Source organism: Rhodococcus sp. 5A-K4 (assembly GCF_046097995.1).
In the GTDB taxonomy this organism is placed as follows: domain Bacteria; phylum Actinomycetota; class Actinomycetes; order Mycobacteriales; family Mycobacteriaceae; genus Rhodococcus_F; species Rhodococcus_F erythropolis.
The window spans coordinates 223,001-239,032 of record NZ_JBJURM010000007.1; the positions used below are offsets into that span (position 1 = coordinate 223,001).

The 16,032-nt window shown below is 61.6% G+C and carries 16 protein-coding genes and 1 tRNA gene; 10 read left to right on the forward strand and 7 right to left on the reverse strand.

Features of this window, described 5'->3' with window-relative positions; translation table 11 throughout:
* The first annotated feature begins 29 nt into the window (after nt 1-29).
* Nucleotides 30-488 (forward strand): MarR family winged helix-turn-helix transcriptional regulator, encoded by a 459-nt coding sequence (locus tag ACKAMS_RS12335; protein ID WP_003945320.1) that lies wholly within the window; start codon nt 30-32, stop codon nt 486-488.
* 4 nt (nt 489-492) lie between these two features.
* Here ACKAMS_RS12335 and ssb read toward each other — a convergent pair whose 3' ends face one another.
* Together ssb and ACKAMS_RS12345 are read right to left on the reverse strand one after the other, a co-directional pair.
* Nucleotides 493-906, reverse strand: a complete 414-nt coding sequence (gene ssb / locus ACKAMS_RS12340) for a single-stranded DNA-binding protein (RefSeq protein ID WP_408989085.1) — start codon at nt 904-906, stop codon at nt 493-495.
* 181 nt (nt 907-1,087) lie between these two features.
* The gene (locus ACKAMS_RS12345; protein ID WP_020908246.1) at nt 1,088-3,223 is read right to left on the reverse strand and encodes a cytochrome c oxidase assembly protein; all 2,136 of its coding nucleotides are present in this window, start codon (nt 3,221-3,223) and stop codon (nt 1,088-1,090) included.
* A 97-nt stretch (nt 3,224-3,320) separates the two neighbouring features.
* On the opposite strand from ACKAMS_RS12345, the gene ACKAMS_RS12350 reads away from it, so the two are divergent.
* The 4 genes from ACKAMS_RS12350 to ACKAMS_RS12365 all read left to right on the forward strand — a co-directional run bounded on the left by ACKAMS_RS12350 (nt 3,321) and on the right by ACKAMS_RS12365 (nt 4,784).
* Nucleotides 3,321-3,396, forward strand: a tRNA-Arg gene (locus ACKAMS_RS12350).
* A gap of 118 nt (nt 3,397-3,514) precedes the next feature.
* On the forward strand, nt 3,515-3,673 hold the full coding sequence (locus ACKAMS_RS12355) for a hypothetical protein (protein ID WP_003945304.1): 159 nt from the start codon (nt 3,515-3,517) through the stop codon (nt 3,671-3,673).
* Between the two features lie 26 nt (nt 3,674-3,699).
* The gene (locus ACKAMS_RS12360) at nt 3,700-4,023 is read left to right on the forward strand and encodes a hypothetical protein (RefSeq protein WP_021344742.1); all 324 of its coding nucleotides are present in this window, start codon (nt 3,700-3,702) and stop codon (nt 4,021-4,023) included.
* 29 nt (nt 4,024-4,052) lie between these two features.
* Nucleotides 4,053-4,784: a DUF6226 family protein gene (locus ACKAMS_RS12365; RefSeq protein ID WP_408989086.1), complete on the forward strand. Its 732-nt coding sequence runs from the start codon at nt 4,053-4,055 to the stop codon at nt 4,782-4,784.
* A gap of 26 nt (nt 4,785-4,810) precedes the next feature.
* On the opposite strand, the gene ACKAMS_RS12370 is transcribed toward ACKAMS_RS12365, so the two are convergent.
* Nucleotides 4,811-5,080, reverse strand: coding sequence for a putative quinol monooxygenase (locus tag ACKAMS_RS12370; RefSeq protein ID WP_408989087.1), 270 nt, complete (start codon nt 5,078-5,080; stop codon nt 4,811-4,813).
* Between the two features lie 225 nt (nt 5,081-5,305).
* Here ACKAMS_RS12370 and ACKAMS_RS12375 point away from each other — a divergent pair, with 225 nt between their 5' ends.
* Nucleotides 5,306-7,483, forward strand: coding sequence for a glutamine synthetase III (locus tag ACKAMS_RS12375; RefSeq protein WP_408989088.1), 2,178 nt, complete (start codon nt 5,306-5,308; stop codon nt 7,481-7,483).
* A gap of 82 nt (nt 7,484-7,565) precedes the next feature.
* On the opposite strand, the gene ACKAMS_RS12380 is transcribed toward ACKAMS_RS12375, so the two are convergent.
* Nucleotides 7,566-8,900 carry a DUF4185 domain-containing protein gene (locus tag ACKAMS_RS12380; protein WP_408989099.1) on the reverse strand — a complete coding sequence of 445 codons (1,335 nt, stop codon included), beginning with the start codon at nt 8,898-8,900 and terminating at the stop codon, nt 7,566-7,568.
* A gap of 270 nt (nt 8,901-9,170) precedes the next feature.
* Between ACKAMS_RS12380 and gdhA the strand changes: the two genes are divergently transcribed.
* The 4 genes from gdhA (at nt 9,171) to ACKAMS_RS12400 (ending at nt 13,182) form a co-directional block, all read left to right on the forward strand.
* Nucleotides 9,171-10,514 (forward strand): NADP-specific glutamate dehydrogenase, encoded by a 1,344-nt coding sequence (gene gdhA, locus ACKAMS_RS12385; protein WP_003945368.1) that lies wholly within the window; start codon nt 9,171-9,173, stop codon nt 10,512-10,514.
* Nucleotides 10,515-11,000: 486 nt separating this feature from the next.
* Complete coding sequence (locus ACKAMS_RS12390; protein ID WP_408989089.1) at nt 11,001-12,260, forward strand: PucR family transcriptional regulator; 1,260 nt, start codon at nt 11,001-11,003, stop codon at nt 12,258-12,260.
* Between the two features lie 363 nt (nt 12,261-12,623).
* Nucleotides 12,624-12,770 (forward strand): hypothetical protein, encoded by a 147-nt coding sequence (locus ACKAMS_RS12395; RefSeq protein ID WP_167333749.1) that lies wholly within the window; start codon nt 12,624-12,626, stop codon nt 12,768-12,770.
* Nucleotides 12,771-13,014: 244 nt separating this feature from the next.
* Nucleotides 13,015-13,182, forward strand: a complete 168-nt coding sequence (locus tag ACKAMS_RS12400) for a hypothetical protein (protein ID WP_003945367.1) — start codon at nt 13,015-13,017, stop codon at nt 13,180-13,182.
* 175 nt (nt 13,183-13,357) lie between these two features.
* Here ACKAMS_RS12400 and ACKAMS_RS12405 read toward each other — a convergent pair whose 3' ends face one another.
* Genes ACKAMS_RS12405 through ACKAMS_RS12415 form a run of 3 tightly spaced genes read right to left on the reverse strand, consistent with a single transcriptional unit; the run spans nt 13,358 to nt 15,958 of the window.
* Nucleotides 13,358-13,603, reverse strand: coding sequence for a hypothetical protein (locus tag ACKAMS_RS12405; RefSeq protein ID WP_019749125.1), 246 nt, complete (start codon nt 13,601-13,603; stop codon nt 13,358-13,360).
* Between the two features lie 13 nt (nt 13,604-13,616).
* A complete protein-coding gene (locus ACKAMS_RS12410) occupies nt 13,617-14,789 on the reverse strand; it encodes an acyl-CoA desaturase (protein ID WP_020908255.1) in 1,173 nt (390 codons plus the stop codon).
* 35 nt (nt 14,790-14,824) lie between these two features.
* Entirely contained in the window at nt 14,825-15,958 is a 1,134-nt protein-coding gene (locus ACKAMS_RS12415) for a ferredoxin reductase (RefSeq protein WP_020970014.1), read from the reverse strand.
* Nucleotides 15,959-16,032 lie beyond the last annotated feature (74 nt).

The window sequence follows — 16,032 nt, forward strand, 5'->3', positions numbered from 1 at the left end:
GCTGACACCAACAACGCTAGACTGACGCCATGCATTCCCGAGAGCGCGAACTCACCGACGTCGTGATGTCCGTGGCACGGCTCATCCGGCGACGCCAAGTGGCAGCGCTGGAACCATTCGGCCTCTCGCCGTCGCAAAGCCGAGCGCTGCGAGTACTGACCCGAGTGGGCGAGCCGGTTCGACTCGGGTTTCTTGCCGAGCGATTGCGCATCGTTCCGCGGTCGGCGACCGACGTCGTGGATTCCCTCGAAGAGGCCGGATGGGTGCGCCGCACTCCCGATCCGAACGATCGGCGAGCTGTATTACTCGAGCTCACCGACGCCGGCGCTACCCTCGCTGCCGACGTCGCGAAAGCTCAACGACGCGAATCCTCGGATGTGTTCGACGACCTCGACGAGTCGGAGCGAGCAACTCTCACCGAACTTCTCGAGCGAGTGGACGCGGGGCACGACTCTCGGCCCCGCGACTGCCCGAAACCTTCGGTGTGAGTCCTCACGCAGCGACGGTGTCGACTGCGTCCTCGACATTCTCCGCCGACGTCGGCTTGCTCTGACGCTCGATCTTCGAGATGCAACGAGCAAGGTCCGTGCCTACCGCAGTCGCCCGTAGCTCGAGATCGGAACGAGGCACACCCTCTTTGGTCGTGTACTCGTTGGTGCGCAACTCCCCCGCCACCATGACCGGATCACCCTTCATGATGGATGCGCCGACGCCGGTGACCAACCGCCGCCAGCAACTCACCGTGAGATAGAGGGTCGCTCCGTCCGTCCACTCTCCGGTCACCGCGTCTTTGCGACGCGTGTTGCTCGCCATCCGAAAGCTCAGCACCTCTTCGCCATTGGTGGTCTGCCGCTTCACCGGATTGGTGATGACGGTTCCGACAACCGTTGCATGCGTTTCGTACATGTCCGATCCCCCTTCGAACTCCAGAACCCGCCAACTGTCGCGGGGCCGATCATTGCGTCGGCAGTTTCGATTGTGGAACGGCAAACGCCTGGCTCGGGATTTCGATTTCCACCTGTGCATCGGCGGGACAGCTGTGGAGAAACAGCACTGCCCGAGCCAAACGGCCCGGGCAGTGTCGGAACTAAGTGCTAGTGGAGGATTCGTCGGATTTCTTCTCGCTGGGTGTCTCGTCCGCAGAGTCCTCGCTTGCAGTCTCCGCGTCAGCAGCCTCACGCGGTTTCCACCCCTCGCGGTCCCGCCTGGCCAATTCGGCGAACATGGCGTTGTGAGCAGCGAGGTCGGCGTCGTGGTCACGCTCGGCCGCACGGTCCGTTCGGCGCGCGGTCCTTCCGTCACTGCGCGACCACTGAACCAGCAGCGCGAGCATGACCACCATGAGTGGGATCTCGCCGGTCGCCCACGCGATGCTGCCGCCCAGCTGCTGATCGCCGATCAGGTCGTTGTTCCAACCGAGTCCGAGCGAGCGGAAGTACGCGCCGCCCATGACGGCGGTGGTGCTCATCAATGCCACGCCGAAAAACGCGTGGAACGGAAGTGAGCCGAAGACCATCGCCAGCTTGGTCACCGGCTGCAATTGGCGTGGTGACGGGTCTATTCCGATCGCCACCCAGTAGAAGAGATAGCCGCTGAGGATGAAGTGCAGGTTCATCAGCAGGTGAGCGCTGTGCGAGTCGACGGTCGCGCCGTAGATTCCGCCGAGATACAGCGCGTAGAAACCGCCGACGAAGAGAACTGCCGCCACGATCGGGTGGGTGATGAATCGTGAGAACGGGCTGTGCAGCGCGGTCAGAATCCACTCGCGAATGCCTGGCACGCCGTCCTTGCCCGCCGGATCGAGCGCCCGCAGAGCCAAAGTGATCGGCGCACCCAGAACCAGCAGGACTGGGCCCAACATCGACAGCGCCATATGTGCGCCCATGTGAACGCTGAAGACTGCCGGCGCGTACTTGCCGACACCGGACGACGTGGCGATCAGGAGCACCGCGCAACCGCTCATCCAGGCGATGGTTCGGCCGACGGGCCAGGAGTCTCCACGCTTGGCCAGCTTGCGCAGGCCGATGCCGTACAGAATCGCCGCAGCAATTGCGGCGGTGCCGAACATGAGGTCGAATCGCCAGTCCGTCACGAACGCCATGAACGACGGCGGGTCCGGAAGGTTGTAACCGAGTTCGACCTCGGGAATCGAGGGAATCGACAGCGGCGGAGGCGGCGGGGTACGACCGAGGCCGATCGCGAGACCGATGGTCGCCGCCATCACGATCGTTTCGGCGCCGGCAAATCGAATCAGGGCAGAGCGACTCTTCGGGTTCTCCGCCAGCGCCGGTAGCGCCCGACTCCGCTGAGCCCAACCGAAGAACCCGAGGATGATCAGTGCAACTGTTTTGGCGACGATCAATCGTCCGTAGGTCGTGGTGAACACGTCGTCGAGAGGCAGACGGACAATCGCATTGATGACGCCGCTGAATCCCATGACGACGAAGCAGATGGATGCGACCGTCGAAAAGCGTCGAGCCGCTACGTCGGTGTAATCGCCGCCGCGCCGCGCGTGGGCCAGTAGCGCGAACAAGCCGCCGGCCCAGAGCGAAGCCGCCACGAGGTGCAGGATCAGGCTGTTGGTAGCGATGTCATGCGACCCGCCCGAAGACGAGTGACCGGTGAGAGCGAGCGGCATCAGTCCGAGAAGACCGACCAGCAGCAGTAGCGGAGTCCACCACCAGCGCAGTGTCAGTCGGGCCAGGATCGCCAGAACAACCGCGATGATCGCCGTCCAGCGCCAGGCGCCGGCGATCTCGACCTGATCGAGTCCCGACCAGAGGTTTGCCGGTTTGATCGCTTCGGCGAACGGCTGACCCGACGTGTCGGAGAGCGTCAGGGGCACCATCATGAACGAACAGATTGCCCACACGATCGCGGCGTGCGATGCGGTTCGGACTGCTCGATAGCCGTCGACGTCGAGGACGCCCGACTTCTGCGGCGGCACGAAGAACGCGGCCAGCAGCAGTGACCCGATCGCGATGACCGCGGCGATCTCCCCCAGTGCGCGCATCGCGGGGAGGCCGTACGTGGTGATCGGACCTGGATCCGGGATACCCAGAAGAGTCAGCGCCTGCGACGCGGAGAATCCCACCACGATGGCTGCGGTGAGCCCTGCGATGAGTCCACTGACCACGAATATCGCGGTCGAAGAAGCGGGTGCACCGCTGTGCTGTGTGGACTCCGGTGGGGAATCTGTCGGCGCGAGGTCGGGTGTAGCCATACCTCAAGGGTAGGACCTTCGCGAACCGACTACGACAACGCGTCGGAGTTGGGCGGCGCGCGTCACATCCCGAACCCTCGAGTATGATGTTCCACGCGCCTCCGTAGCTCAGGGGATAGAGCAAGAGCCTTCTAATCTCTTGGTCGCAGGTTCGAATCCTGCCGGGGGCACCACAAGATTTGATTCACGGATAGTCACACTGCGTGGACGAGCGGCCACTGGGCAGAGCAGTCCGATACGGACCGAAACCTAGCCCACAAATTACGTGCCGTCCGCAGTAATCTGCCTCGCATGAAGAAGGCACTTCCGAAGACCCTGAAGTCACTCGCCCGGACGGTTGGAATCCTGGCACTCGCGATCGTCGTTGTATCCGTCGTCGAGCGGTTCACCGGCGCACACCAACCGACTACCGGTCCCGCCTCGTTGACCGGACCCGACCAATCGTTGTAGCCCTTCCCTTGTGACAGGGTCGACACATGACGTTCGAGGAACAGGACGAGTCGACATGTGAAAGCCGTCCGATCGCAGATGATGGGCCATTCACGCTGGAAGTCGATGGAGAAATCTTCACGGTGACGGTCCGCCCCGGGGAGCCGGGCGCGTCCGACTACGACTGGAAATCGGGGCCGAACGAGGGGTACGGGTTTTCCAGTTTTCACCGTGTTTCCTACTACAGTGTCCTCGACCGAGCGAACAGTCCATCGAACGAAATTCAGCCCGAAACTATCGATGAACACCGTGCGTCGATCCGCGACTTCCTCAGCAAGGTCAACCCGGAGACCGGATATATCGGAGACTGATCGTCAGAGTTGCCAGTAGCGTTGCCGTCATGATTACGGACCCGACGAGGCCGTGGTGGGAGACTTACAACAACAACGTCCTCTCCGCCCGCGAAAATGGCTGGAGCGAAGACGATTCCAGGCTCTCTCGCGAACTATGCGACCTACTCGATGACGTCGCTGCCGCGTTCGCCATCACGGGCGCGCAGACACCAGGGTGGCTGAGCCCATACAGCGGCGACGTCCAACCCCGCAAGGACTCGTACGAGCGTTGTACCGATCCGGAGAAGTTCCTGATCGTGGTGGCAAGAGCTCGAGCGTGGACAAAGGTCCTCGTCGGTCGCGGCTGGGCACGAGAAGTACCGCCTGTGCGATGGGCGCTCCGTCCCTTGGAGTCCGGCGGGGCCGACACCGTTTTGGAGCCTTCGAGTGACGGTGCGGTTCCGCTCGTGCTGACCACGCACACTCCGGTCGACAGCGCCCACCCGTTCAATGTCACGATCGCCGCGGGCAACCCGGCTGTGGCGATGGCGTCCATTCCTGACTGTGCCTGCGACGGATGCGACAGGGGGTCCGCTGTACTGCTCGAAGAATTCGACACCTGGGTGTTGTCAGTGGTCGACGGTTCCCTCGAAGTCGACGTCACAGCCGCCTGTTATTCGATTCAAACTTCTTTTCACGGCGGAAGGCACGGGGTCCAGTACCTCGACGAACCCACAGCTTTCACTGCGGCACCGTGGCCCCCGAATTGGACGGCACGCTCGTTCGCGTCTACAAGATGAGCAGGCGCTGAGCCCCGATCCCGCCGCTACAGAACCTTCGTGAAGATCTGCGCCGGCGCTGCCGTCTCGAGCTTGTCCAGCGCCTCAACCAACCTGACGAAGTGCTCGGTATGAGTGTGGGCGTCGAGGTGCTCCTGCGATTCCCATTCCTCCGCCAACACGAGCTCGCAGGTATTGTCGGTGCGCTGCAGTAACTCGTAATTGATGCAGCCGTCCTCTTTTCGGGTCTCGGTGACAAGTTCGTCATACAACCGAAGCACTTCCGCGAGATCGCCCTGCTCCACCGTTGTTGGCACCAACACCCTGATCACAAAGACTCTCCGATTCGACTGTCCTTCAATAGCCCGTCGGCTCGAAGTCTGCCGTAGACCTCCGACAGATCGACATTTCCGTTGTGACTCGAAGTTTGCGGACAGGCGCAATATCTACGAAACACCCCCGATACCGGAGGTTCGTAGGGTTTGCCGAAGTCGGGCTCGCAATCAGCAGCGCAGCCCTGGGCCCGGGCGAGGGGTAAGCACATGAGTGGAAATGCAGTTCGCTTGCAAGCGATCAAGGACGTCGAGGCCTACACACCTCCGGTGGTCAGTTTCACCACCGACGAGACACCCGGCGAGGTGTTCGGTGCCAACGTCTTCAACAAGGTGGTCATGCAGAAGCGACTGCCCAAGCTCGTCTACAAGTCGGTGATGGCGACGATCGAGCAAGGCAAGCCGCTCGATCCCATGGTCGCCGACGCAGTCGCGTCGGCGATGAAGGACTGGGCGTTGGAGAAAGGCGCAACCCACTACGCCCACGTCTTCTACCCTTTGACCGGGTTGACGGCCGAGAAGCACGACAGCTTCCTCGAGCCGGTCGGCGACGGCAGTGCACTGGCGGAGTTCGCCGGCAAGACCTTGATCCAAGGTGAACCCGACGCCTCGAGTTTCCCGAACGGCGGGCTGCGCAACACATTCGAGGCTCGCGGATACACCGGCTGGGATGTCACGAGCCCGGCCTACGTTCTCGAAAACCCCAACGGCAACACACTGTGTATCCCGACCGTGTTCGTTTCGATGACCGGCGAAGCGCTCGACCACAAGACTCCCCTGCTGCGTTCACAACAGGCAATGGGTTTCCACGCCGAACGAATCCTGAAGTTGTTCGGCCACGACGACCCCGAGCACATCGTGTCGTTCTGCGGTCCCGAGCAGGAGTACTTCCTGATCGATCGGCACTTCTTCCTCGCCCGCCCCGACCTCCTCAACGCCGGCCGAACACTCTTCGGCGCAAAGCCGCCCAAGGGCCAGGAGTTCGACGACCACTACTTCGGGGCGATCCCGGAACGTGTGCTCGGATTCATGATGGACACCGAGCGGGAACTGTTCAAACTCGGCGTCCCCGCCAAGACACGGCACAACGAGGTTGCGCCCGGCCAGTTCGAAATCGCCCCGATGTTCGAGCGAGGCAACATCGCCGCCGACCACCAGCAGTTGCTGATGACCACCTTCAAGACCATCGCCAAGAAGCACGGCATGGAATGTCTGTTCCACGAGAAGCCGTTCGACGGTGTCAACGGCTCCGGCAAGCACGTCAACTTCTCGCTGGGCAACTCCGAACTCGGCAGTTTGCTTGTCCCCGGCGACAATCCGCATGACAACGCCCAGTTCCTCGTATTCTGCGCCGCAGTCATCCGGGCCGTCCACAAATACGCCGGCCTCCTGCGCGCGTCGGTCGCATCGGCAACCAACGATCACCGTCTCGGTGCCAACGAGGCTCCCCCGGCAATCATCTCGATCTTCCTCGGCGATCAACTGGCCGACGTCTTCGAGCAGATCGCCAAGGGCGCGGCAACATCGTCGAAGGACAAGGGCACCATGATGATCGGAGCCGACACCCTTCCCGTCCTGCCGACCGATCCGGGCGACCGCAACCGCACGAGCCCATTTGCCTTCACCGGCAACCGTTTCGAGTTCCGCGCACCAGGATCGCTGCAAACAGTCAACGGCCCGATGGTCACCATCAACACGATCATGGCCGAGGCCTTGGACTACATGGCCACCGAACTGGAGGCCGCGGTCGCCGACGGCGCCGATTTCGACACCGCCGTCCAGAATCTGCTCACCGAGATCATCACCAACCACGGTGCGGTTGTCTTCAACGGCGACGGCTACTCGGAGAACTGGCAGATCGAGGCCGAGTCTCGCGGCCTGCCGAACCTTCGCACGACGCTGGACGCCCTTCCTGAACTGATCACCGAGTCCTCGATGGAACTCTTCGAGAAGTACAAGGTCTTCAACCACCGAGAGATGCACAGTCGCTACGAGGTCGGACTCGAACAGTACGCACTGAGCATCGGCGTCGAGGCACGCCTGGCCGCCGAAATCGGTACGACGCTGATCCTTCCGGCTGCAGTGCGCCACCAGACGGAAGTTGCGCAGAACTTCGTCGCACTGAAGTCCGCCGGCCTCGAACCGGATTCAGCTCCGCTCGAAGAAGTGTCGGCGCCCGTTGCGGCTCTGCGCACAGCGCTCGCGGCCCTGCGCGCAGCAATCGACACCGACGCCGGCGAGTCGCCATTCGATCAGGCCAAGCACGCACAGGACGCACTCCTGCCCGCCATGGCAGAGGTACGTGCAGCGGCCGACTTCCTCGAAACCATCGTCGCCGACGATCACTGGCCACTCCCGACGTATCAGGAAATGCTCTTCATTCTCTGAGCATCACCGAAATCAACGCTCACAAAACTGTGGCCCGCAACTCGATCGAGTTGCAGGCCACAGTTGTTGAATCTTGCTCGGGCTAGCGGTCTTCCGGCATCGTGACTTCGAGGACGCGAGCCTCACCGGTGGTCGCGGGGTCAGGACGATCGCGCGAATCCGATGACGCCATCTGGAGTCCGTTCAAATCGGTCCGCATGTAGATGACGTTGTAACGGTCCCACGTGGTCGCGACGAATTCGAGGAACTGTCCGCTCGCCCACGGGTGCATGAATCCGCCGTACAACGCGGGCAACGTGATTCCACTCAACAGGGTCTGCGTACCACTCCACGGGCCTTGCGGTTGGTCGGCCTGACGGATCACCAGGTTGCCCTCGGCACTGGTGTACATGGCAACGTACTTGTTCAGGTAGTCGTTCCACTGCACTGCGAGTTCACTGACCGGTGCCTTGATGACCTGAACGGCATCGGTATCTCGCGGACTCCAACCGGAGCCGTCCCAGTATTCGTAGGCGCCGAGGTTTCTGATGTCGGCGCCGGCGACTCGCGCCAGGACCGCCTTACCGAAACGGCCTGAGGGAGTTCCGTATTCGTACAGGTAACCATCGCGTCCGTCGACGAAGGCACTCTGCTGGAAGTTGGAATTGATCGGTGATACCGCCGGAATCCCCGGGATACCGAGTCCATCTGTATTCGCGCGAACCGTCGCCGGATCGAGCTCCCAGTTCTCACCGTTGTCCGTGGAGAAAGCCAGAGCCGAATAGTTGGTGGTCCAGGCTCCGGGTTCGTCCCACGACCGAACGGACATGAATCTGATGTACTGCACCCCACCGTAAGAGATTCCAGCGGTCGGGATGGTGGTGAACTCGCCCGGAATGCCGAATCCCGGAATGATCTCCTTGGAATGATTGGGGCCGTCCAAAGGAGAACTGTCGATCTTCATCCCGTCGGCAATGGCGGTGTCGTTGCTGCGAAACAGCACGTTGCTGCGCCAGTCGTCACCCGGGGTGTCGCAGTCGCCAACCGTATCGCCGAATGCCATCAGAACGTCGTGATCCGGCCCCGAAAGACCGTTGTCCCACATAATTCCGAGGTCGGTTCCCGACACGTTGAACCGCTCGATAGTGTTGTTGGGACTGCCTGGGCCAGTGACCATTTCGATCGCTTTTGTGCGGCCGGTCAGCACCGGCAGAGCACCGTTGGGCGCGCCGGTGATCCACGGCAACGCGTTGGCGAGGGAGCCGGTACCGGCGGAACCACTGCCAAGTGATCCGGTCAGCGAACCGAGCGAACCCGTCATCGATCCGGCGGAACCACTTCCTCCCGACCCACACGGTCCGCCGATCGCCGACGCAGACGGTGCTGCGGCAATCGTCGCGGCAATCGTGACGACGCCTATCGACAACATCGCCGACATGGAGTGTTTATTACGCACGTGCAGCCCCTCTGATCATTTCGACTCCCGTTCGGACCACAGGCACAGTGATCCCCGACCGCAGAAGCAAACCATTTGGACTGTGTTAAGAGAGTGAAAGCTGAGCAAATTGTTATAAATCGCCCGTTCAACTGACACAAGTGACAGCTGTGTCCGATTTCACCTTCACAGGACAGTTGTCCGATACAGCAATAAAGGCGCCTAGTATGTAACGGAAATGTAAAAGAGTTCTCACAACGAGGTAGGTGAGCGGTGTCCGTACGTGACCGCGTAGCGCAGATTTACGATCAGGTTTTGGTTCGCAATGCAGGAGAGCCCGAGTTCCATCAGGCCGCCGCAGAGGTCTTCGAGTCTCTTCACGTAGTGCTCGAACGCCACCCCCGCTACGCCGACGCCGGACTCATCGAGCGGCTTTGTGAGCCGGAACGCCAGATCATCTTCCGCGTGCCGTGGACCGACGACCAGGGCAACGTTCACGTCAACCGTGGCTTCCGCGTGCAGTACAACAGTGCACTCGGCCCCTACAAGGGCGGCCTGCGCTTCCACCCCAGCGTCAACCTGGGCATCGTGAAGTTCCTCGGCTTCGAGCAGATCTTCAAGAACTCACTCACCGGCCTGCCCATCGGCGGCGGCAAGGGTGGCTCGGACTTCGATCCCAAGGGCCGCTCCGACGCAGAGGTCATGCGCTTCTGTCAGTCCTTCATGACCGAACTGCAGCGTCACATCGGTGAATACACCGACGTTCCGGCCGGCGACATCGGCGTCGGCGGTCGCGAGATCGGCTACCTGTTCGGTCAGTACAAGCGGCTGACCAACACGTACGAGTCGGGCGTCCTCACCGGCAAGGGCATCACCTGGGGCGGATCGCAGGTTCGCACCGAGGCCACCGGCTACGGCGTCGCGTACTTCGTCGCCGAAATGCTCAAGGCAAAGGGTGAAGGCCTCGAAGGCAAGAACGTCGTGATCTCCGGATCCGGCAATGTCGCCATCTACGCAATCCAGAAGATCCACCAGCTCGGCGGCGTCGCGATCGCCTGCTCGGATTCCTCGGGATACATCGTGGACAAGAAGGGCATCGATCTCGACCTCCTCAAGGAGATCAAGGAAGTTCGCCGCGGCCGCATCAGCGAGTACGCCGACGCAGTTCCGCATGCCGAGTTCATCGCCGATGGTTCCATCTGGGACGTGCCGTGCGACGTCGCACTCCCCTGCGCGACTCAGAACGAGCTCGACGAAGATGCCGCAAAGACCTTGATCGCCAACGGCGTTCAGGCCGTTGCCGAAGGCGCGAACATGCCCACCACCCCCGGCGGCATCCAGCTCTTCCGTGACGCGAACGTAGCCTTCGCGCCCGGCAAGGCGGCCAACGCCGGTGGCGTCGCAACCTCCGCCCTCGAAATGCAGCAGAATGCTTCGCGTGATTCCTGGAGCTTCGAGTACACCGACGAGCGTCTCGCCGGAATCATGCGCGGCATTCACAAGCGCACCATCAACACCGCTGCCGAGTACGGAAAGCCGGGCGACTACGTGCACGGCGCGAACATTGCCGGCTTCGTGAAGGTGGCCGACGCCATGATTTCGCTGGGCGTCATCTAGAGATTTCCGCAATACAGACAGCAGTACAAAAAGGGGTGATTTCACCCTGAACCGGTTCCCGTACATCGGACTGGTCGAATCAATACCTAGGCCTCGAGGGCCCTGGGTCCGCGAGGACCCAGGGCCCTCGAGCTTGATCTGAGCAAATCGCCCGCGACGAGCACCGTAGGCGCCGGCAATGATCCCAGACGGAACTCGTGGTGTCCTCCGAATCCGTTTTCCGCTCTGACGTCGAAAAACACCGTAAGTGGACGATTGTTTAGGTCCGCAGCGCGTGGGGCATATGGACTTATCTTCACATTTGTCCATTTCACAGTTGGACGATCGTTCATGTGGTAGAAATCACAACGCCTGGCGCAATTCGATCCGCAAATTTCAGCGGCGAGTATGCCCCCGAACAAGGCCTCAGCGTGTACCCCGCTTCGTAACGCGCCGAGCCTCCGGGTGCCTGTGCCAGGCGACGCACCTGTCTAGAGGAGGCCACCCATGTCCCCAGCGCTGCTGAACAACCCGGGACCGCTCATGTTGGGAGGCAAGCCCGCCTCCACAGCGGTCTACGACGTCATCCCACTGGCAAGCGATCTCGTAGATCACCTGTCCCGTGCCAACCCGACGTTGACTTCCCTCCAAACGGAGGCAGTTCGTCGGGAACTGATTGCGGTGATCGCGCAGGGGCTCCAAGTGGGGATCCAGCTGCTGGATCACCGCAAACTTCCCACCGACCAAGAGTTGGACGGCATTCACACGATGACCGTCCAACAAGCATTGAAAGGCGTGCCACTCAGCGCGATCCTCAACTTGACCAACGAGGGCATCAGCACTTTTCGCACCCTCATCCTCAGCCGGGCCGACGCCGAGGACTCCGCCAATCTCGGGGATCTCAACGAGTTCTTGTTCGCACTCGCGCAGCGGCTTCACTCGTTCATCTCGATCAGCTATCTCTCGGCTCTCCCAGCTGGCTCCCAACTCGGGGAATACTCCGCCGGCGCTCTCGTGAAAGCCATGCTGGACGGCGACGATCCCACCCAGCTTGCGTTGCAGATGGGCGTTGAACTCGCACCCCGCTATCTCGTCCTGCGGCTCCTGGTGAACCTGCCGCCCATCCGCCCGGGAGCACGCAACGGCAACCACCAGCGCATACAGGCCTACCGTGACCTCTCCGTCGCTCAATCGAAAATCGCGGCCCACTTCGGGTCGGCGCTGCTCGAAGCTCCTGCACCGCAACGTGGTCTGGTCCTGATCGAGGGCACACCCGACTGGGGAACAGTGTGCGAGGTCATCCAACGTGCACGCGCAACGGTCGGGGTGGAGATCACAGCAATCGCCGAGAACGCCGCGGTACGAGATATCGCCGCCGCCCAAGCAACCACTCACGAATTGGCGCAACTCGTGCGGCGCCTGCGACTGCCGGCGCGGTCGTACCGAATGGAAGACCTCGCGCTCGAGTATCAACTCACTCGGGGTGGCGCAGGCCGCGACAGCTTGATCAATCTTCTAAGGCCACTCGACGGCAATCCGGAACTGCTGCAGACATTGTCCATACACCTCGCCAACGGCCAGCATCGTCAGCGCACCGCGTCGGCGCTCGGCCTGCACACCAACACCGTCGACAATCGAATCAAGCGCATCGCAACCCTGACCGGATTGGATCCGGCCCTGCCCTCTGAACTGCTCAAACTGCGCGCTGCCATGATCTCTCTGACTTTCGCAAGCACTGATGTGGACAATCGTCCAGCGAAAATGTGAACACTCACATCCTCGCTATTAGCTGTCCACGTGTGGCGCCTGGACCCCACTTTTCCGCTCCGAACCGGGCTATAAAAGTGTGGTGCGAATCACCGCGCAAACCAGTAACAATTAAGGGGAAACACATGATCAACGGCCAGGATAACGCTCTCCTCGGTGCCTTCTTCGACACCATCCTGCAGCTCTTCAACGCGGGCAGCACCGGCACGGGCTCGACGGATGGCGGCGGCGTCTCCTAGGACGAATCTCGGGCCCTGTGCGAGAGAATCTCTCGCGCAGGGCCCGCTCCAAGCCGCCTGACACTGTGATGGCGGTGACCACGGTGACCACCACGTCGCCACCGCTGAAACCAGGAGCAAGCACATGATCGCCGCACCAACCACAGGCGCTTTGGCCGTCGTCATGAACACCGTCCTACAGATGTTCAACGCCGGCAGCAGTTTCCTCTACACCAACAACTCTCCGATTGGCGGCGGCGGCGGCGAAACTCCCACGACGCCTGCTCCCTGATCGACTTACCCGCTCGCATCACAAAGTCGCGGCACAGACAGGAACCACCGTGATAAACCAGCACACCCTGGGCAGCCTGGTCATCGACTTCGGCTCACTCTCCCGAGCACTCGGCTTCGGCAACGGCTCTATCGTGTCGCTCGGCAGCACCGGAAGTGGCTGAAACAGCCCGCCTGACCACGTCGACGATCCCGTCGCCGCTCACCTTGCTCACCACATCTCGAAACAGAAAGCAGGTCCCCCTGTGCCTACAATTCCGCTCACCGGCGACCCCATCGTCATCAACATCATCGTCCAGCTACTGAGCGCGGGTAGCAGCAATGCGCTCGCATTGGGCGGTGTCGGTAGCAGCGGTCTCGGCAGCACCGGGCTCGGCAGCTTCGACTCGGCGAGCCTCGGAAGCGCTGCTTAGGACCTCACTTGTGATCGGTGTTCGATCCGCGTCTTCGGCCGCCGAAACAGTCCACGAAACCCACGTTGCCCTCCGTCATCTGTGACGGAGGGCAACGTGGTCGTTCAGGCGAAACGGCTCGCGGTTGGGCGATCCGGCCGTCGGCCTTACTGCCTCGGCGATCGAAGAGTTGGAATCAACGCCAATCTTCCGGTGGATCGGTCTCGTCGTGCTCGATGGTCACGGACTCCGAACGATCGTCAGCCGCAGCCTTTTTCGCTGCTTCACGCATCTCGATTCCGTCGGACACCCAGTCACCGATCTCGCGCGTCACGTCTCGAACAGCCCCGGCGATGATCATCGCGATGGAGCCCACGTGGTTGGCTGCACTTTCGGTCAGTTCCTGGACCGTGTCCTTGCGGCGTTCGAATTTCCCGACCATCAGTGTGTGCCTCTCAGGCTGCAGTTCGCTGGCGCTCGACGATAACACCGGGAGGGGTCTTCGACTTGACCAAACCGGGCGGAAGAGCGAGCTTGAAGATCTTGCCCCATACCGAACCGATCTGCTTGAAGAACCCACCGGTGTTGTACGGCAAACCGTACTTCCCACACAATTCTTTCACCTGGGGAGCGAGTTCCGGATAACGATGCGCAGGCAGGTCCGGGAACAGGTGGTGCTCGATCTGGTGCGAGAGGTTGCCGGACATGATGTGGAAGAGCGGGCTTCCCTCGATGTTGGCGCTGCCGAGCATCTGACGCACGTACCACTGACCACGAGTCTCGTCGGCCGTCTCGTCCTCGGTGAAGCTCTGTACGCCGGTGGGGAAATGGCCACAGAAGATGATCGAGTACGTCCACACGTTTCGGACCAGGTTGGCGGTGACGTTCCCCGCGAGAGTGGTCACGAACAGCGGCCCCGTCAGAACCGGGAAGATGACGTAGTCCTTGAGGACCTGCTTGCCCGCCTTGTTCCACCAGCCCTTCAGAAGCGGCTTGACGTCGTGCCACTTGCGTTTGCCCTGGATGACGTTCTCGATCTCGAGATCGTGCATCATCACACCCCACTCGAAGAGCATCATCAAGGCAAAGGCCCAGACCGGATTACCGAGGTAATAGGGGTTCCACTTCTGCGCGTCGTCGATACGCAGGATGCCGTATCCGATGTCACGGTCTTTGCCGAGAATATTGGTGTACGTGTGATGCATGTAGTTGTGCGAGTGTCGCCACTGGTCGGCCGGGCACACCGTATCCCATTCGAAGACCTCGGAATTGAGCCCGGGTTCCCGCATCCAGTCATATTGACCGTGCATGACGTTGTGGCCGATCTCCATGTTGTCGAGAATCTTCGACACACTCAGCGCACCGACTGCCGCGAGCCACACCGGCGGTAGGAATCCGAGGTACATCAAGCCGCGACCTGCGACCTCGAACCCGCGCTGAGCCTTGATGATCTTGTAGATGTACTCCCGGTCTTCGGCCCCAAGCGAAGCGACGGTGCGATCACGCAAGGCGTCCAACTCGCGGCCGATCTCCTCGACCTGCTCGTACGTCAGGACGACGGGAGCGTCGTCCTTCGCATCGGAACCGTTGCCGAGGAACGGGAGGGTGGGGAGTGAAAGTCCAAACATGTCGGTCTCCAGACAGTCGTGTGGAAAATGGGACTTCAGATGTCGACGGTGACGTCGCCGACGGGAGCGCTGACGCACAGCTGGATCTTCTTGTCCGGCTCGTCGTCTGTCTCACCGGTGCGCACGTTTCGGGTACGACCCGCCTTCTTGACGGAGGTGCAGGAGAAGCAGATTCCCATCCGGCATCCGTATTCGGGATTGAGGCCCGCAGCTTCTGCTTGTTCGAGAAGTGTTTCGCCGGAGTTCTCGGCCGCCACCCCACTTTTGGTGAATGACACCTCGCCGCCGGCCTCACCCGGCTCGGCCACCGCCGGCGCGAACTCCTCGGTATTGAGCAAGTGCTCGACGTCGAGCTCACGGAACACCTCACGCACTCCCCGCATCAGACCGGGAGGCCCGCAGAGATAAGCCTGGGCGTCGATCGTGTCCGGATCGGCGATCCACGGAGCCACGGCGTCGAGGTGCCCGCGATCGAAGAAACCTTCGAGGTCACCTCCACCGCTTTCGGTGTACACGAGTACCAGTTTCACGTTCGGGTTCTGCTCGGCGATGGTCTTCAGCGCGCGCGTGTATGCCACGTCGGCATCGGTGTTCGCGTAATGCACGAACACGATCTCGCCCGAGTGCTCCTCCTCCACCAGCGTCCGAAGCATCGACATGACCGGGGTGATTCCACTGCCGCCACTGATCAACAACACCCGACGCGGGCGGTCGACGGGAAGGGAGAACACACCGTCTGCCTGCGAGAGGCTGACAACGAGTCCAGGCGCCGCGTTGGCGTACAGATACTGCGACACCAGGCCACCGGGATGCGCTTTCACGGTGAGCTCGATCAGCCCGCTGCGCGTAGACGCGCCGCCGGCCGGCGAGTAGCAGCGAGTGTGACGAACACCGTCGATCACCACGCCCAACTGCACGAACTGGCCCGCCTGAAAACCGCGCCACTGGCGAGTCGGGCGCAGCGTCAGAGTGACGGAGTCAGCGGTCGGATGGTCGACGGCGACAACCTGCGCGCGGATGTCACGAACGGTCGCCATCGGGTTGACCAACTCGAGGTACCGATCGATCTGATGTGGAGCAGCCATGGCTTCGATCAGTCCCACCAAGGACAGTCCGCGCCGAGGTGTGGACTTCGGTGTCGTGTTCTCAGGAGCAGATGCGATTGTCATGACCCTCCTCGTACTTCGGTTGCCGGGTGTATCGATTGCTGGGCTAGCTTCCCCCGACGGCGTGAATTCAGTGT